14 protein-coding genes and 1 riboswitch are annotated in these 15,429 nt (G+C 41.2%); of the genes, 7 read left to right on the top strand and 7 right to left on the bottom strand.

The annotated features are described in order from the left end of the window. Window positions 1-32: 32 nt before the first annotated feature. A complete protein-coding gene (locus FPL17_RS17620) occupies window positions 33-1,364 on the top strand; it encodes a Na+/H+ antiporter NhaC family protein (RefSeq protein WP_159886534.1) in 1,332 nt (443 codons plus the stop codon). Window positions 1,365-1,654: 290 nt separating this feature from the next. Here the strand turns inward: FPL17_RS17620 and FPL17_RS17615 are convergent, their stop codons facing one another. After that, entirely contained in the window at window positions 1,655-2,677 is a 1,023-nt protein-coding gene (locus tag FPL17_RS17615; RefSeq protein WP_159886532.1) for an AraC family transcriptional regulator, read from the bottom strand. Between the two features lie 116 nt (window positions 2,678-2,793). Here FPL17_RS17615 and FPL17_RS17610 point away from each other — a divergent pair, with 116 nt between their 5' ends. Beyond that, window positions 2,794-3,669 carry a metal-dependent hydrolase gene (locus FPL17_RS17610; protein ID WP_016651169.1) on the top strand — a complete coding sequence of 292 codons (876 nt, stop codon included), beginning with the start codon at window positions 2,794-2,796 and terminating at the stop codon, window positions 3,667-3,669. A gap of 62 nt (window positions 3,670-3,731) precedes the next feature. On the opposite strand, the gene FPL17_RS17605 is transcribed toward FPL17_RS17610, so the two are convergent. Both FPL17_RS17605 and FPL17_RS17600 read right to left on the bottom strand, forming a co-directional pair. Further along, complete coding sequence (locus FPL17_RS17605) at window positions 3,732-4,124, bottom strand: hypothetical protein (RefSeq protein WP_159886530.1); 393 nt, start codon at window positions 4,122-4,124, stop codon at window positions 3,732-3,734. Window positions 4,125-4,301: 177 nt separating this feature from the next. Continuing rightward, complete coding sequence (locus tag FPL17_RS17600; protein ID WP_159886528.1) at window positions 4,302-5,297, bottom strand: DUF2804 domain-containing protein; 996 nt, start codon at window positions 5,295-5,297, stop codon at window positions 4,302-4,304. A gap of 214 nt (window positions 5,298-5,511) precedes the next feature. On the opposite strand from FPL17_RS17600, the gene FPL17_RS17595 reads away from it, so the two are divergent. Beyond that, window positions 5,512-7,290 (top strand): bifunctional metallophosphatase/5'-nucleotidase, encoded by a 1,779-nt coding sequence (locus FPL17_RS17595; RefSeq protein WP_159886526.1) that lies wholly within the window; start codon window positions 5,512-5,514, stop codon window positions 7,288-7,290. Window positions 7,291-7,350: 60 nt separating this feature from the next. Here FPL17_RS17595 and FPL17_RS17590 read toward each other — a convergent pair whose 3' ends face one another. The 3 genes from FPL17_RS17590 to FPL17_RS17580 are packed head-to-tail and all read right to left on the bottom strand — an operon-like array spanning window position 7,351 to window position 9,757. After that, window positions 7,351-7,863, bottom strand: coding sequence for a DUF1543 domain-containing protein (locus FPL17_RS17590; protein WP_159886524.1), 513 nt, complete (start codon window positions 7,861-7,863; stop codon window positions 7,351-7,353). A gap of 9 nt (window positions 7,864-7,872) precedes the next feature. Then, on the bottom strand, window positions 7,873-9,117 hold the full coding sequence (gene trpB, locus FPL17_RS17585) for a tryptophan synthase subunit beta (RefSeq protein WP_159886523.1): 1,245 nt from the start codon (window positions 9,115-9,117) through the stop codon (window positions 7,873-7,875). After that, window positions 9,098-9,757: a phosphoribosylanthranilate isomerase gene (locus tag FPL17_RS17580; RefSeq protein ID WP_005193002.1), complete on the bottom strand. Its 660-nt coding sequence runs from the start codon at window positions 9,755-9,757 to the stop codon at window positions 9,098-9,100. The genes trpB and FPL17_RS17580 overlap by 20 nt, the downstream gene beginning before the upstream one ends. A 118-nt stretch (window positions 9,758-9,875) precedes the next feature. Beyond that, a riboswitch (cobalamin riboswitch) is annotated at window positions 9,876-10,089 on the top strand. 37 nt (window positions 10,090-10,126) lie between these two features. Here FPL17_RS17580 and FPL17_RS17575 point away from each other — a divergent pair. The 3 genes from FPL17_RS17575 to FPL17_RS17565 all read left to right on the top strand — a co-directional run bounded on the left by FPL17_RS17575 (window position 10,127) and on the right by FPL17_RS17565 (window position 13,382). Continuing rightward, entirely contained in the window at window positions 10,127-11,950 is a 1,824-nt protein-coding gene (locus FPL17_RS17575; RefSeq protein ID WP_159886521.1) for a TonB-dependent receptor plug domain-containing protein, read from the top strand. A gap of 104 nt (window positions 11,951-12,054) precedes the next feature. After that, window positions 12,055-12,642, top strand: a complete 588-nt coding sequence (locus FPL17_RS17570; protein ID WP_159886519.1) for a cob(I)yrinic acid a,c-diamide adenosyltransferase — start codon at window positions 12,055-12,057, stop codon at window positions 12,640-12,642. Between the two features lie 23 nt (window positions 12,643-12,665). Next, window positions 12,666-13,382, top strand: a complete 717-nt coding sequence (locus FPL17_RS17565) for a glycerophosphodiester phosphodiesterase (RefSeq protein WP_159886517.1) — start codon at window positions 12,666-12,668, stop codon at window positions 13,380-13,382. 34 nt (window positions 13,383-13,416) lie between these two features. On the opposite strand, the gene FPL17_RS17560 is transcribed toward FPL17_RS17565, so the two are convergent. Beyond that, on the bottom strand, window positions 13,417-13,944 hold the full coding sequence (locus tag FPL17_RS17560; RefSeq protein ID WP_159886515.1) for an META domain-containing protein: 528 nt from the start codon (window positions 13,942-13,944) through the stop codon (window positions 13,417-13,419). 211 nt (window positions 13,945-14,155) lie between these two features. Between FPL17_RS17560 and FPL17_RS17555 the strand changes: the two genes are divergently transcribed. Further along, window positions 14,156-15,325, top strand: a complete 1,170-nt coding sequence (locus tag FPL17_RS17555; protein WP_005193015.1) for an acyl-CoA desaturase — start codon at window positions 14,156-14,158, stop codon at window positions 15,323-15,325. Window positions 15,326-15,429 lie beyond the last annotated feature (104 nt).

The following is a 15,429-nucleotide window of genomic DNA, read 5'->3' as shown; positions in this document are numbered from 1 at the left end:
AGCCGCAATTTTTAAGTTTTCTTTTTATTTTTATGTCTGCCCACTCTCAGGAAAAAGTACAAAGCAATGCCCTTGCTTTGCTACCGCTATTGGTATTTTTGATCATCTTTCTCGGGAGTGGTATCTATCATTCAATGATTGGGACAGAATTTGCCTTCTATCAAGTCAAAGCACCTGTTGCAGCCATTCCAGCCGTGATTTTGGCTTTGTTGTTATATAAACAAAAACTAAATGCAGCAATTGAAGAGTTTTTGCAAGGCGCCAGTCACCCCAATCTGATTCTAATGTTTATGGTGTTCATGCTGGCCGGCGCTTTTGCCAGTGTCTCCAGTGCTATTGGCAGTGTCGATGCTACGGTACAGTTGGGACTTTCGCTTATTTCGCCAGAATTTGTCTTACCCATGCTGTTTATCATTGCCGCGTTTATTGCAACAGCAATGGGAACATCAATGGGCACCATTGCAGCCTGTGCCCCAATTGCCTTTGGGTTTACCCAAGCCACTGATATTGCACCAGTATATGCCATTGGTGCTGTAGTTGGTGGTGCCATGTTTGGCGACAATTTATCGATGATCTCAGATACCACCATTGCTGCAACGCGTAGCCAAAATGTCGAACTGAGAGATAAATTTAGAGTCAATGTCTGGATTGCACTTCCTGCGGCCATTATTACCTTATTGGTCTACATTTCGATGAGCCATGAGGCGGAAGCAATTCAATCAACCCCTTATGATCTCTGGCTGATTTTGCCTTATCTGGCTGTGTTTTTCCTGGCTTTTACCCGCCTGCATGTCCTCGCAGTGCTAATGATCGGAGTGATTTTATCAGGGCTAATGGGCTTAATAGAAAAGCCAGATTTTGATGTACTGAAACTGAATAGTGCGATTTATGATGGCTTTGTCAGCATGTTTGAAGTGGCATTACTTTCCATGTTACTCGGTGGGTTATCCACCTTGATGCAGAAAGAAGGTGGTTTGCAATGGTTGATCCAACGTATCTATGCCATTACACGCCTATTCAAATTCGGTAAACAACGTGCTGGTGAATTAGGGATTAGCTTTCTGGTGGTATTCTCTAATTTATTTGTGGCCAATAACACGGTTGCAATTATTTTATCTGGGGATATGGCACGTGAAGTGGCAAGAGAATATGGCGTAGATCCTAAGCGCAGTGCAGCTTTACTTGATATTTTCTCGTGTGTGGTTCAAGGAATTATCCCCTACGGTGCGCAACTGCTGTTGGCCTGTTCGATTGCCAAACTTTCGCCCGTTGAATTGATTGGCAATATTTATTATTGCTGGATTCTTGCGATTTGCGCAGTGCTCGCCATTGTCTTTAATTATCCACGCCTCAAAACACGTTAAAATAATACAGTCTGTTTTGTTATAAGTTCTTTATTAATCCATTGATCATGATCATAAAGAACTCATTTCTAGCTCTCATCGGATTCTAGGTTGTGCCTTCGGCGAGTTACTTTGGTTTAGCCCAAAGTAACCAAAGGCATCCGTCATCCACAAAACCTGTTCATTTCTTGGATATATTTCTATATTTCGCAGAAACAAAACATTATAAAAACCACGCAGGTTGTGGATGACATTTCCGCGTATCACATTTCATACCATAATTTAAATTAAGCCTAGCGCTATATTTAAAATTAAAGTGATTTTAAAAACTGTTTGGGAGTAACTCCTGTCCAACGCTTAAACGCCCGCCCAAACGCACTCTGATCGGCATAATTCAGTCTCTCTGCAATCTCAGAAAAAGATTTACCTTGCTGCAGATACAGCTTGCTCTGTTCCAATCGATACTGATCAAGTACATCCTGAAAATTCAGTTCATAAGCCTTCAGTTGGCGTTGTAGCGTCCGTTCAGAACAATGCAGACGCTTTGCCACATAACTTTGCAACACCTCTTCCTGCTGCAATAAACCTTGCTCGATAAAGCCATGTATTTTTTGACGAAATTGCTGCTGTTGGATTTCAAAAGAACTCACGCTATTCAATGAATGCTGCGCTTGAGTGGATAGGACTTGGTTCAGTTGCTGATCTGCAGCAATACTTTTTGCCTTTAAAATTTGATTGGAAAAGCGAATCGCATATTGCCCCTGCTGAATCTGAATCGGACAACCATAAAACTTTTCAAAGTGATAAAGTGCAGTATGCGGTGCATAACCAAATTGGATCATCTGCGGTGGTACTAAAGCATCCTGCACAATCGATTGTGAAATTTTAAAGATCAAGGCCAGATTGAGCTCGTACATTTCCCGATAGTCACTATAAGATGCACTCCAAACAATTTGAATATATTCAGAAAACTGCTGTACATCGAGTTGTTCTAAATTGGTTTGTTTAAAGACCAGAGAATAATAGCGTTGTAATAGTTGAAGTGCTTGCTGTAGATCAATACTGGTCGATGCTAAATAGCCCATCAGACCCAAATCTTGTAGATTGGCATGCTCTGCCAATACCAAAGTAATCGGACGAGTAAAGTGTGCTTGAGCAGCCTGTAACAACAAGGCATAGCGTTCGACATCAAAGTCACGCTCATCGGGGTTTTCCAAACAGGCCTGAAAGGATTGCCAAAGTTCAGGTGCAACAACTTTAGACAAATCAATTTGTTCCTGTTGTAAAACACGATTAAACAAACGCAAATATCCAATGATTATTTTAACTGACATACGCCAATCTCATCCTGATCTGTCGTTATTTGTATAAAACTTGGCTGTAACTGTCAAAACATTTCATCGGAGTTTTTCCATACTGAGTGCATGAAGAAAAACAAGGAATCGTCAAAATGAATGCACATGTTTCCTATCAAGTTGATCCCGTGGTCAGAACCAAACTGGACTTCCACCTCGATCAAGCACCACGCTTCTGGTTTGGGGGGGATCCGTTCCGTACTCGTATGTTTGATGCTTTAAGCCTCACCTTCCCTGATGGCGAACGTTACTTTATTGAATGTGTCCGTTTATTCCGTGACAAAATTGATGATCCAGACTTGCAGGAACGTGTTGCTGATTTTATCCGTCAGGAAGCACAACATGGTATTGCCCATGACAAAATGAACCAAGTCATGAAAGATCAAGGAATGCCTGTAGATCAGTTCACAACGCGTTTAAAGAAAATTTTTAGATTTGAACTCAAGAATCGCTCACCACAATACAACATTGCCATGACCGCAGCAGCCGAGCATTTAACTGCGCTGATGGCCGATACTTTCTATAGCAAAAAAGCAACTTTGGCGGAAGCTGATCCCTTTGTACGTGCGCTTTTTGCTTGGCATGCGATTGAAGAAATGGAGCATCGCGATGTCGCCTTTGATGTAATGCGTGAAGTCGGTGAAGTGCCAGAAGCAACCCGTCGCTTTGCCTTGGTGTTCACCACAGTGATGATGTTTGGCTTTACCTTGTATCGCACTGATGTGATGCTCAAAACCGATGGTTTTAATTTAAGACAACGTTTTGATATGGCACGTAAAGGTTTACCGTGGTTCTTTGGTCGTAACGGTATTTTGACTGCGAAAAGAGCACAATATAGCGACTGGTTTAAAAAAGATTTCCATCCGAATCAACACCCAGTGATTCGCCAATACGATGTCTGGATTGATACTTTGGCTAAAACCAATGATCCGATTGCTGCGGGTGAAGCTTTTTGGCAAGCGGGGCTTTAGTCTACTATATAAAAATCTCATTTAGCGTTCCACCTTATAAAGGTGGAACGAGACAATACCTTTTAAGGATTTATTTCGGCTAATCTTTTTGATAATTCAGCGTCATTTCCATCTAGTAAAGGAGTACCTTCATAATAAAATTTACTAGAATATTTCCCATGATGATCTAAAAACAGAGATAGACCACACCAAATATCATCTGATTTCTCACATTCTTCAAAGAGAATATTAATTGTTTTATAAGGTTCCATAGACGAACGTAAAGGGTAATCATCAGTATATAACTTTAGATTTTCACCAATCCAACATAAGGCTGTATCCTTATTTCTCAGCCCAATATTTTTATCTCTAAACCTTTCAGTATAATAGACTATTTTTTGCCAATCGCTCACTGCTAAGAATGCAATTTCTTGAAATATAGAACTGATTAGTTCTGATTTCCTTAAAAAAATCATTTTTCTCCTCCTCTATTCCTATTTTCAAATTCCACCCAAATCCAAATACTATCTATTTTTCTCATCCCACTGTTATTGTTCCGTACTTAAAAGCTGATTAATACTTACACCTACGCCCTAATTTCACTGAGACACAACATACTTAATATTAAAAAACAGATTCTTATTTTTTACAAATCACCACTTCGCGTAATGTTGTTCTAACAAACCATATTCATTATCTAATGACACCACTTCAACCTGCTCATGTGCAATGGTGCCACTGACTTTGGCTTGCCATTGATTAAACTGGCTGCCGATCAACCGTAAATTAATATTTTCAAAACGGCACCAGCCTGTTTCCACCATCAAATTCAAACATCCACCCAAAGAACGAATCGACCAAGTGTTTTCATTTTGCTGTTCAAATAAAACATCAGTCAGTGGAAATAAACGACCATTTACCCATAAGGCATTTTCATTACCAAAACTTTCATTGACTCCTGAAGCCAGGTTAAGGCCAATCCGACGGTCCTGCGCATCACGGAACTGGCAAGACAACCAAAACCAAGCTGTTTCAGGGCGCAAAAAACCACAGGTATCATCCAAAGCCGCAAGACTATGTGCATTAAATTCAATCTGTTGTCGATCTGGGCTGATAAAGAATCCCTCAACCGCCAATGTGGTTTGTTTCTGGGTATAAGTCCAGCCATTAATCCCCGTCGGGCTACACAAACTTAAGGCATCCGTGCCCGCACAAAAAATTCGGGCTTTCAGTTGTACTTCACCATGTTTGGTCACTTGGATATAGCGCACCCCATTGGCATGCTGCATATCGAATTGATAAGCTGATTTTTTAAATGAACTTTGGCTAAATAGAGGTTGTTCATCCAATTGAGTCTTTAAAGCCAATGGCTGAATCGCATTCCATTCAATCACTTTCTCTGACTGATGGTCGTAGACATAGAAAAAACCATGCCCTGCCCAGGATAAATCAACAATTGCCACACCAATACTGTAATGCTCATGCTGCAAACCACAGAATTTAAATTTTTTATATTTAAGTTGTTTGCGCCAACCTGTTAACACCTGACCATAAGGTGTTTTATAAATATAGTCATCCAAGTTAATACGCGAGGGCACTTGCTCAAAACGTCCATAACGCGGTTGACCATTGGCTTGTATCAAATCCATTTTATATTCCATGATTGCTAGGTCGCATCTACGCCCATAATAGACTGTAAGTGATCAAATTTACTACTATTTTTGTGTTGGAAAATTCTACTTACTGCACATTCTTCCAGCCAAACTCAAGTTCTGAACAATACTTTTTAGCTCACTATTTCATCAAATATTCATACAGAAGTTTTATTTTAAAAAACAATCTTATACCACTCGATCAAAAACCATGATGACTCAACGACTATTAAAAGCAAACGTACTCTGTCTCATGATGCTGGCTTTAACAGCTTGTAATGACAATGAAGATAATAACGGAATGCCAACAGTTGAACGTAAAAATCAAAATATCAATATCCTTGCGTTCAACGACTTTCACGGTAATTTAGAACCACCGAAACGTTTTATTGAAGCAGATGATCCAAGTGATAACAGTAAAACAGTGCGTATTCCTGTTGGTGGGGTCAGTTATTTTGCCGATGCCATTAAAAAACTACGTGCGCAATATCCAAACAATGCTGTCGTTTCAGCGGGTGACTTAATTAGCGCCTCTCCACTCACTTCATCGCTGTTCTTGGATGAGCCAACCATTGAAACCATGAATGACATTCAGATTGATTTCAACGCGGTTGGTAATCATGAATTTGACCGTGGAACCGATGAATTACGTCGTTTGCAAAATGGTGGCTGTCAGCAATATACCAGCGCCAAACCTTGTCAAATCAATCCAAAGTTTGAGGGGGCCAAATTTAATTTTCTGGCCGCCAATGTCTCAATGAAGGCTGATCCGAAGAAAACCCTGTTCCCTGCTTATAAAGTCAAAACTTATGGTGGCATTCCTGTTGCCTTTATCGGGATGACCCTGAAAGCAACACCAAGCATTGTCTCAGCTGCAGGCATTAAAGATGTCAACTTTAATGATGAAGCGGATACGGTCAATGCCTTAATTCCTGAGTTAAAAAAACAAGGCATTGAAGCGATTGTGGTGGTAGTGCATGAAGGTGTGGCACCAAGTACTAAATTTAATAAGAAAACTTGTGATGGTCTCAGTGGCCCATTACTCGGTATCCTCGATCGTTTAGATCCTGCGGTTGATGTGGTGGTTTCTGGTCATACGCACCAATCTTATATTTGTGATTACTCAACCAAGAATCCACAAAAACCGTTCTTACTGACTTCTGCGGGACAATATGGCACTGCGATTACCAACATCCAATTAGAACTGGATGGCAAAACGGGTAATGTCATTAAAAAGGATGCCAAACAAGTTCCGATTCAAAGTGAAGCATATACATCTGGCTCAACTACAGTGAACTTAACTGATCTATATGAGAAGTTTAATAAAACGCCAAGCATTGAAGCGATCCTTGATAAATATCGCCAAGCTGTCACGACCATTTCCGCCCGTGTCGTCGGTACAGCCAATGCTGTGATTAATCGTAATGGCACCGAAAGTGGTGAAAGCGCACTCGGTAATTTAATTGCCGATGCACAACAAGCCATGGCTTTAACTGCGAGTAATCAAGGTTCAGACTTTACCCTGATGAATCCGGGGGGTGTTCGTGCCGATTTATTGGTAAATAGCAATAATCAGATCACCTTTGGCGATGTCTTTACCGTACAGCCTTTTGGTAACTCAATTGTGACGCTGAGCCTAACAGGCAAGCAGATTCGTGATGTGTTAGAACAGCAATGGTCAGGTGCAAACGCAGCCACAGTTCGTATCTTACAGCCATCCAAAGAGTTCAGTTATTCGTATAAGAAAGACAACTCGACTTTACCACGCGCCAGCAATATCTTGGTTGCAGGACAAGCACTCGTGGATAGCAAGATTTATCGTGTGACGGTAAACAGCTTCCTTGCTGATGGCGGTGATAACTTCACGGTATTAAAAGAAGGTAAAAATCCAGTCGGTGGCGGACAAGATATCGATGCCTTAGAAAAATATGTAGCGCAGCATTCTCCACTGACGGCACCTAAAACCGATCGAATCAAACTGGTTCCTTAACTATATACGCAATAAAAAACAGGGAAGCAATTGCTTCCCTGTTTTCATTTTATCTGTCGATTAATCCAAAGTCAGATAAGTATTTTCCCAAATAGTAGGGCTAAACTCACCTTGAATTAAATGGATATAACGTCCTGCAACATGATCAATTGGAATACAATCATCGACATCGACCACACGATCGGTATGCGGTTTATGCCAATCTTGTTCGATAAATTGTTTACCCAACTGTTTTGCAATCCCTGCATCTGGTGCAAGCACCAAATGGTAGCTATGTAATTCACCAAAAGCGTTAAGTGAATATCCACCTAAGTTAATCAAATATAATTTTTCATCCAAAACCGACGGTGCAGCATCGGAAAACTGAATTTGATAATTCACGCCTTGTGATTGAACACCTGAAATCTGTGCCCAAGCATCGATATGTAAGCCTTTCGATTCACCAAACCAAGCCTGTTTGAGCTGAGGGATGACTTCAGACAATGATTCACCTATTGCCATTACCACATCATGAACTTCGGTATTGGCTCTAGCATGCCGGCCACCCAACATCACCATAAACAGACTTGGCATTTTGAAAACTTACATCTCAACCATTTCAACGCCATCAATACGCGCAACCGTCATCAAGTCTTTATCACCACGACCTGAAACCGTTGCAATAATGATTTGATCTTTCGACATGGTTGGCGCAAGTTTAGTGACGTAAGCCATCGCATGTGAGCTTTCAAGCGCAGGAATAATCCCTTCGATTTGAGTGAGATCACGGAAACCCTGTAAGGCTTCATCATCATTGATTGGCACATATTCAACACGGTTCATATCTTTCAGGAAACTATGCTCAGGACCAACACCTGGATAGTCCAAACCCGCTGAAATACTATGTGTTTCAATGATCTGACCTTGTTCATCCGACATCAAATAAGTACGGTTCCCATGTAACACACCCACATGTCCTGCATTCAATGGTGCAGAGTGTTTGCCTGTTTCAATGCCATAACCAGCAGCTTCAACACCATACATTTTCACATCATGATCATTCAGGAATGGATAGAACAAGCCCATCGCATTTGAACCACCACCTACACAAGCCACTAAAGCATCTGGCAAACGCCCTGCTTGTTGTTGGATTTGTTGGCGAGCTTCGCGACCAATAATCGATTGGAAGTCTCGAACCAACTGTGGGTATGGATGCGGACCAGCAACAGTACCAATCACATAATAGGTGCTATCGACATTAGTGACCCAATCACGCATCGCTTCGTTCATGGCATCTTTCAATGTTTTTGAACCACTTTGCACGGGTACCACTGTTGCGCCCAACAAACGCATACGATATACATTCATGGCCTGACGCTTCACGTCTTCAGCGCCCATGTACACCACACATTCCATACCTAAGCGTGCTGCAATCGTTGCCGTCGCCACACCGTGTTGACCTGCACCTGTTTCCGCAATGATGCGCTTTTTACCCGACAGTTTTGCCAATAAAGCCTGACCAATGGTGTTGTTCACTTTATGCGAACCAGTGTGATTGAGATCTTCACGTTTCAGGTAAATTTGCGCACCGCCGAGGTGCTGAGACCATCGTTCAGCATAATAAAGTGGGCTAGGACGACCAACATAGAACGCAAGATCACGGTCAAACTCTGCCAAAAATTGAGCATCATTCTTCATACGACCATAAAGACTTTCGAGGTCTTCAAGTGCAGCCATCAGCGTTTCTGATACAAAACGTCCACCATGAATACCGAAATGCCCTTGAGCATCTGGAAACTGGGAGTAGTCAATCACTTGATTTTTTTGACTAGGGCTTTGCTGATCCACGTTGGACTCCTTGCATAAATTTTTCAATCAGTTGTTGGTCTTTTATACCTTTTGCGGACTCAACGCCTCCGCTGACATCTACAGCAAATGCCGCTGTAGTATCAATAGCTTCACTGACATTTTCAGGGGTTAATCCGCCTGCCAAAATGAGTGGAATATCTAGTTGGGGGAATTGGGTCCAGTCAAAACTGTGTCCTGTGCCCCCTTTCAGTTCAGGATGCCATGCATCCAAAAGCACTGCACTGGCTCCCGCTGCTTGATAACGCTGGATTTCAGCCACAACATCTAAATCAGGTTTAACTTGAATGGCCTTATACCAACGGCGTTTACAGTATGCTGCAATCAATTGACATTGTTCTGGCGTTTCATCGCCATGTAGTTGTAATACATCCAAAGCAACGGAATCAAGCACCGTTTGGATTTCTTCAGCACTGGCATTTACAAATAAGCCGACCAACTGCACATAAGGTGGTACCAGCTTTGCCAAAGTTTGGGCTTGCTCGATACTAACATGTCGTGGACTGGGTGGAAAAAACACAAAACCAATCGCATCTGCCCCTGATTCTACAACGGCTTGGATATCTTGTGCTCGGGTAATTCCACAAATCTTGGCGCGAGTTCGCATTTGGCTTTGGCGCATGAGCTGTCCAATTTAAACTGAATATTTTGAAACTCTCGCATTGTAATGCAATTTGACTTGCTTTGGGCAAAGTTCATTCGGAAATGCAATTGTTTAAAAAACGTTAACACTTTATACTTTGCGTAATCTTGCAACAAGTCTAAAGCAAATTCTTTTGTTTATAGGGAAGTTGGTGTAAGTCCAACACTGCCCTCGCAACGGTAACACCGAATCACTCATCTCAGCTCAACGCCAAATCACTGCATCGGTATGATGTGGGAAGATGATGAGTAACATCATTCATTTGATGATTATAGTGAAGTCCGGAGACCTGCTTGTTGTTTATTTCCACATTATCATTCACGACGGGTGAATGTCTGGAGCGACATCATGTCTACTGTTTTTCAACCGACTCGTTTAGTTGGTGCTATCGCTATTGCGATGGGGTTTTCTTCACCTGCTTTTGCTCAAGATCAATCAAGCGATAAAACTGCGACGCTAGATACGATTGTTGTGACGGCATCTCGTACTGAACAAAAAATCAATGAAGTTCCTGCGCGAATCAATATTATTGAACCGAAAATTCTTGAGCAGTCACCAATCGCTTCGTTACCCCAATTATTACAAACCGATGCTTCTATCAATATGGTACAAAGCGGTGGCTATGGCCAGACAGCTTCTATCTTCCTACGTGGCGGTAATTCAAACCAAACGCTTGTTTTAAGAGACGGTGTCCGCCTGAATTCAGCAACTTCTGGTACAGCCTCTTTACCATTTATTGATACAACTGATATTAAGCAGATCGAAGTATTAAAAGGTCCTGCATCAGTTTTATATGGTACTGATGCAATCTCAGGCGTAGTTCAACTTATTTCTAAAACACCAGAAAAAACCTCTGCATTTGTAACAGGTGAAATAGGTGAAAATAAAACCTATAAATCTGTCATCGGTGCAGATCTGGCTGAAAATGGTTTCTATGCACAAATTCGTGGGCAACGCCTTGAAACGGATGGGACACCTGTAAAAGAGGTAAAAAATGCAGCCGATGCCTCATTTGATCAAAAGGGCTATAGTGCAAAAGTTGGCGTTGATAAAGAGCAATATGCGGCTTCGGTTGATTATAGTGAGAACCAAGGTTCTAGCGATTACGATAGCTCTGGCAAATTCGTTTCTCAAGATTTTAAAAATGAAATCATTAACGTCAAAGGACGTTTAAATATTCTTGATAATTTAGCCGTACATGCCCGTTTCTCTCAATTTAAAGATGAATTAGATCAAAATAATTCAATAGATTTTGTGCATAGTAAAACGCAAGAATCTGAAATCTATGGCCAATGGGGCTTTACACCAAGTCAAAAGCTTCTCGTTGGTGTAACACACCGAAATATTGATGGTGATGTGATTTCCTATGGCACACCATATCAAGAGGATATTGATTCAACAGGTTATTATATCCAGCACAAATATGATCAAGCAGGATTAAACACCCAAGTTGGTATCCGTGTAGAAGACAATGAAAAATTCGGTACACATACCGTTGCTCAAGGATCTGTTCGTTATCAATTGCTACCGTTAACTAGTATTTATGCAAATATTGGTTCAGCTTTTAAAGCTCCAACACTCAATGATATGTATGCTTATGGTGGTAACCCAGACCTTAAACCAGAAGAAAGCTTGTCTTATGAAATCGGCCTAGACCAAAAACTGGCTTACAATATTTCAACTGGTTTATCTCTCTATACTACAGAAGTAGATAATCTCATTGCTTTTGATGGCGTTCTGAATCAAATGAGTAACGTTGAAAAAGCTAAAATGGAAGGTAGTGAGCTGTATGTGAAATGGCAAGGTGAAAACCTGTTTACTAATTTAAGTTATAACTATGTTCGCGCTAAAGACAAGAAAAATGATGAAGATTTAAGTCGTCGTCCTCGTCAAAATATTGCTTTGACTGCAGGTTGGACCGATGAACAATATACCTTCTCGACTACAATGTTAGCGAATGGTGATTACGACAACAGTGCTTTTGACAATGTTCAAATCCCTGGGCACTTCCGTGTAGACATGCATGGACAATACAAAGTGAATAAAAATGTAGATGTTTTTGCGAACATCCAAAATGTAGGTGATTCAAAATATCGTACCGCTTATGGTAGTGGTAGTTACTACATTAACGGTGGTCGCCTAGCTTCTGCTGGTGTCACATTCCGTTATTAATCGCGTGATAAAATAATAAAAAATATTTTCTTAACTCCAGTTTCGGGGTAATGTTCTGACCGACATTATCCCCTTTTTATTTTCAGGATCAGAGAAACAGAACTATGGGACATCGTTTAAGTAAAATCTATACACGTACAGGCGACTCAGGCACAACTGGCCTAGGGGATGGTTCACGTGTTGCCAAAGATGATTTACGCATCGCAGCTTTGGGTGATGTCGATGAACTCAATGCAACCATTGGTGTGCTTCGTGCACAAATCAGTGCCAGCGTAGTTGAAAATAAGGCGCATTGGGATAAAAGCTTAAGCCTGATTCAACATTGGCTGTTTGATTTAGGCGGTGAAGTGTGTATCCCGAACTATCACTTACTTCAACCTGTCTGCATCGAGTTTCTCGAAAAAGAAATCGATCACATGAATGAATCTTTGCCGATGTTAAAAGATTTCATTTTGCCATCAGGCACTTTAGCTTGCAGTTATGCACATCAAGCTCGTGCAGTCTGCCGGCGTGCAGAACGTGCGTTATTGTCAGTACATAATCGTGACCAAAATATTCAGGCAACCGCATTACAATTACTGAATCGCTTATCGGACTGGTTATTCGTTGCTTCACGTGCATTACAACGTGCTGAAGGTGGTAGCGAAGTGCTGTGGCAAAAAAATATTAACGACAGTATCGATCAAGCATAATTTTTCAATCAAGGCAGAGAAAAATGCGAATTATTGGTCATCGTGGTGCGCGTGGTGAAGCCCCTGAAAATACCTTAGGCGGTTTTCGTTATCTGCATGATTTAGGCGTACGTGGTGTTGAATTTGATGTCCGCCAACTGAAAGATGATCAACTGGTCGTGATCCATGATGATGATTTTGTGCGCACTGCTGGTCGTTCACAACAGGTTGAAAGCTGCAATTTATTAGAAGCTCAGCAATTCGATCATCGCCATCAATGGCAGGCATGGGCATTTGAAGAATACACACCAAGCCTACCGCATGTTTTGGATTGTTTAACCGATTTTGAGCATATCGAAGTTGAAATTAAGGCTGTTGCAGATGAAACTGCGGCTGAGCGTTTGGTCTATCAACTGCATCAAGATTTAAAAGGGTTTGAGAAGAGCGCAACCATTACCAGTTTTGATGTCAAAATTTTGGCAGCCTTACAACAACATCAGAGTTCATTTAAACGTGGGCTGTTGGTGGAAATTCCAATTGGTGAATATGCAATAGAACTTGCCCAGCAATATGGCTGCAGTCAAATTGGCTGGGGAGATGCCTTGGCGACAGATGAAATTATTCAACGGACTCAACAAGCGAATCTTGAGATTAGTGTCTGGACGGTGAATGAAGTTGAACGTGCCAAGCATCTTCAACAGTTGGGCATTCAAGGTTTGATTACCGATGTACCCACCACGATGTTGCAGCATTTGAAGTAAGTAAAAGGCGGAATAAATTCCGCCTTTTTTTATTTTACTTTTTACGTTGCGCCTGAATAAGACGTTGCCCTTTTGCATCTAATAAATATAAGTTTGCACCATCCAACTGGAAGCGTTCAACCCGTTGAATCGAATCCATCAAGTCAGCTTCTTGTGCCAAAGCGCGATTACAACTTTGATGTTGTGCCATAACATCAAAGTCCAGTTTACGTTGGGTGAAATCGTATTTATAACGACCATAAATATTGTTGCACCCAGTATGCCCTGTCACCATTTTTGAAACAGAGTTAAGCAAGAAGCTTGGATACTGGTTAAAGAACAGTGCCCGCTTGCCTTGAATCGTTGTAATCTGCCATTCGACATCCTGAACGCCATCTGTACTCTTACGCACTTGCATTGCCGGTGGCTGAGTTACTCGCTTGGGCTGCAAGGTGTTCTTTTGCACAGGTTTTGGCTGGCTTTGGCACGCCGCAAGCATGACTGCAGCAGAGAATATTAAAGTTTTGTTAAAAAATGCCTTCAAAGAAAAAATGGGATTTTTCATGGTAATTTGCTCAGACATTGATTTATTTCACCTTTTAATTCATTGATTAATTTTACAAATGAATTCTGTTACTGTTCTTTCGATACAACTGTAGAATAATGCTAGTGCTAATTGATTTGGACATGCTAATATCAGTGATAAAATAGCAATATATCGTCATGATTGGTTTTGCTATCTCGTTTAGTTTTATTATCTTGTGCAAACAAGGTTTTTAGGAGCGCTGACGGATATGACTTCCGCCCCACTCAAAAAAGCACCCATTAACTGGACTGCTAGCATTACCTTAATTGGAACACCAATTCTTGCTGCTATATTAATTCCTTTGTACGCCTATTATTATGATTTTAGTGTAAGTGCATGGGTGAGTATGATTTTCCTATTGGCACTCAGTAGCCTAGGAATTACAGCAGGTTATCACCGTCTATGGGCACATCGTGCTTATGAAGCAGCATTACCGCTTAAAATCTTACTCATGATTGGCGGCACCTTTGCTGTTCAAAACAGTATTTTATTCTGGGCTTCAGGTCACCGTACCCATCACCGCCATGTCGATGATGTTGATGAAGATCCGTATTCAATCAAACGTGGCTTTTGGTATGCCCATCTAGGTTGGATGATTCGCGATCATTCCCCATCTAAACCAGATTTTAAAAATGCTCCTGATTTGCTCAATGACAAATTAGTGATGTTTCAACACAACTACTATGTGCCAATGGTGATCGCAGTTCACGTTGGTGTATTAGGCTTGATTGGTTGGGCGACAGGCGATATCTGGGGTGTAATTTTACTTGGTGGTTTATTACGTTTGATCATCAGCCATCACGTTACTTTCTTTATCAACTCACTGTGTCATATGTGGGGTAAACGTCCTTATACTGATGAAAATACGGCGCGAGACAACTTCGTGTTAGCTATTTTCACTTGGGGTGAGGGTTATCATAACTACCACCACATTTTCCAATACGATTACCGTAATGGTGTGAAATGGTGGCAATATGACCCAACCAAATGGTTGATCTGGACCAGCTCTAAACTTGGTTTAGCAAAAAACCTACGTCGTATTCCTAGCTTTAATATCAAAAAAGCAGAGCTTGCGATGAAGTTCAAATATGCGGAACGTGACTTGGCGATTTATGGTCATGATGTCAATACTGACATCGTGCAAATGAAACAACGTATTGCACAAGAATATGAAGCTTTCACCCATACTTTAAATGATTGGGCTAAGCTAAAAGAACAAGAGCTTCAAGCGAAAAAAGCAGCGATGGCTGAGAAAATTCATCAGATGGATCACAAACTGAAAGTTGATTTCCAATTGCTTGAACATCGCTTAAGCCACCATCGTGAATGTTTAGAAACCTTGATGCGTAATATCAAAAAAGCGCCAGTTTCTGAATAACGAAATATCTACCGAAAATGGTCTCAAGAGAGGCCATTTTTTATGCCTGTTCATCTACCTTTCCCCTTCCTTACGATTCCCCATTTCACACTAATTTTTGCTAT

Origin of the sequence: Acinetobacter dispersus (assembly GCF_009884975.1) — a bacterium.
GTDB lineage: Bacteria > Pseudomonadota > Gammaproteobacteria > Pseudomonadales > Moraxellaceae > Acinetobacter > Acinetobacter dispersus.
The sequence above is the reverse complement of the archived record's forward strand: the minus strand, read 5'-3'. Positions and strand labels throughout refer to the sequence as shown.

Bases quoted from the DNA above. Each gene is read 5' to 3' on its own strand.
- FPL17_RS17620 (WP_159886534.1), top strand. From the start codon at position 33: ATGTCTGCCCACTCTCAGGAAAAAGTACAAAGCAATGCCCTTGCTTTG.
- FPL17_RS17615 (WP_159886532.1), bottom strand. From the start codon at position 2,677: ATGTCAGTTAAAATAATCATTGGATATTTGCGTTTGTTTAATCGTGTT.
- FPL17_RS17610 (WP_016651169.1), top strand. From the start codon at position 2,794: ATGAATGCACATGTTTCCTATCAAGTTGATCCCGTGGTCAGAACCAAA.
- FPL17_RS17605 (WP_159886530.1), bottom strand. From the start codon at position 4,124: ATGATTTTTTTAAGGAAATCAGAACTAATCAGTTCTATATTTCAAGAA.
- FPL17_RS17600 (WP_159886528.1), bottom strand. From the start codon at position 5,297: ATGGATTTGATACAAGCCAATGGTCAACCGCGTTATGGACGTTTTGAG.
- FPL17_RS17595 (WP_159886526.1), top strand. From the start codon at position 5,512: ATGATGACTCAACGACTATTAAAAGCAAACGTACTCTGTCTCATGATG.
- FPL17_RS17590 (WP_159886524.1), bottom strand. From the start codon at position 7,863: ATGCCAAGTCTGTTTATGGTGATGTTGGGTGGCCGGCATGCTAGAGCC.
- FPL17_RS17580 (WP_005193002.1), bottom strand. From the start codon at position 9,757: ATGCGCCAAAGCCAAATGCGAACTCGCGCCAAGATTTGTGGAATTACC.
- FPL17_RS17575 (WP_159886521.1), top strand. From the start codon at position 10,127: ATGTCTACTGTTTTTCAACCGACTCGTTTAGTTGGTGCTATCGCTATT.
- FPL17_RS17570 (WP_159886519.1), top strand. From the start codon at position 12,055: ATGGGACATCGTTTAAGTAAAATCTATACACGTACAGGCGACTCAGGC.
- FPL17_RS17565 (WP_159886517.1), top strand. From the start codon at position 12,666: ATGCGAATTATTGGTCATCGTGGTGCGCGTGGTGAAGCCCCTGAAAAT.
- FPL17_RS17560 (WP_159886515.1), bottom strand. From the start codon at position 13,944: ATGTCTGAGCAAATTACCATGAAAAATCCCATTTTTTCTTTGAAGGCA.
- FPL17_RS17555 (WP_005193015.1), top strand. From the start codon at position 14,156: ATGACTTCCGCCCCACTCAAAAAAGCACCCATTAACTGGACTGCTAGC.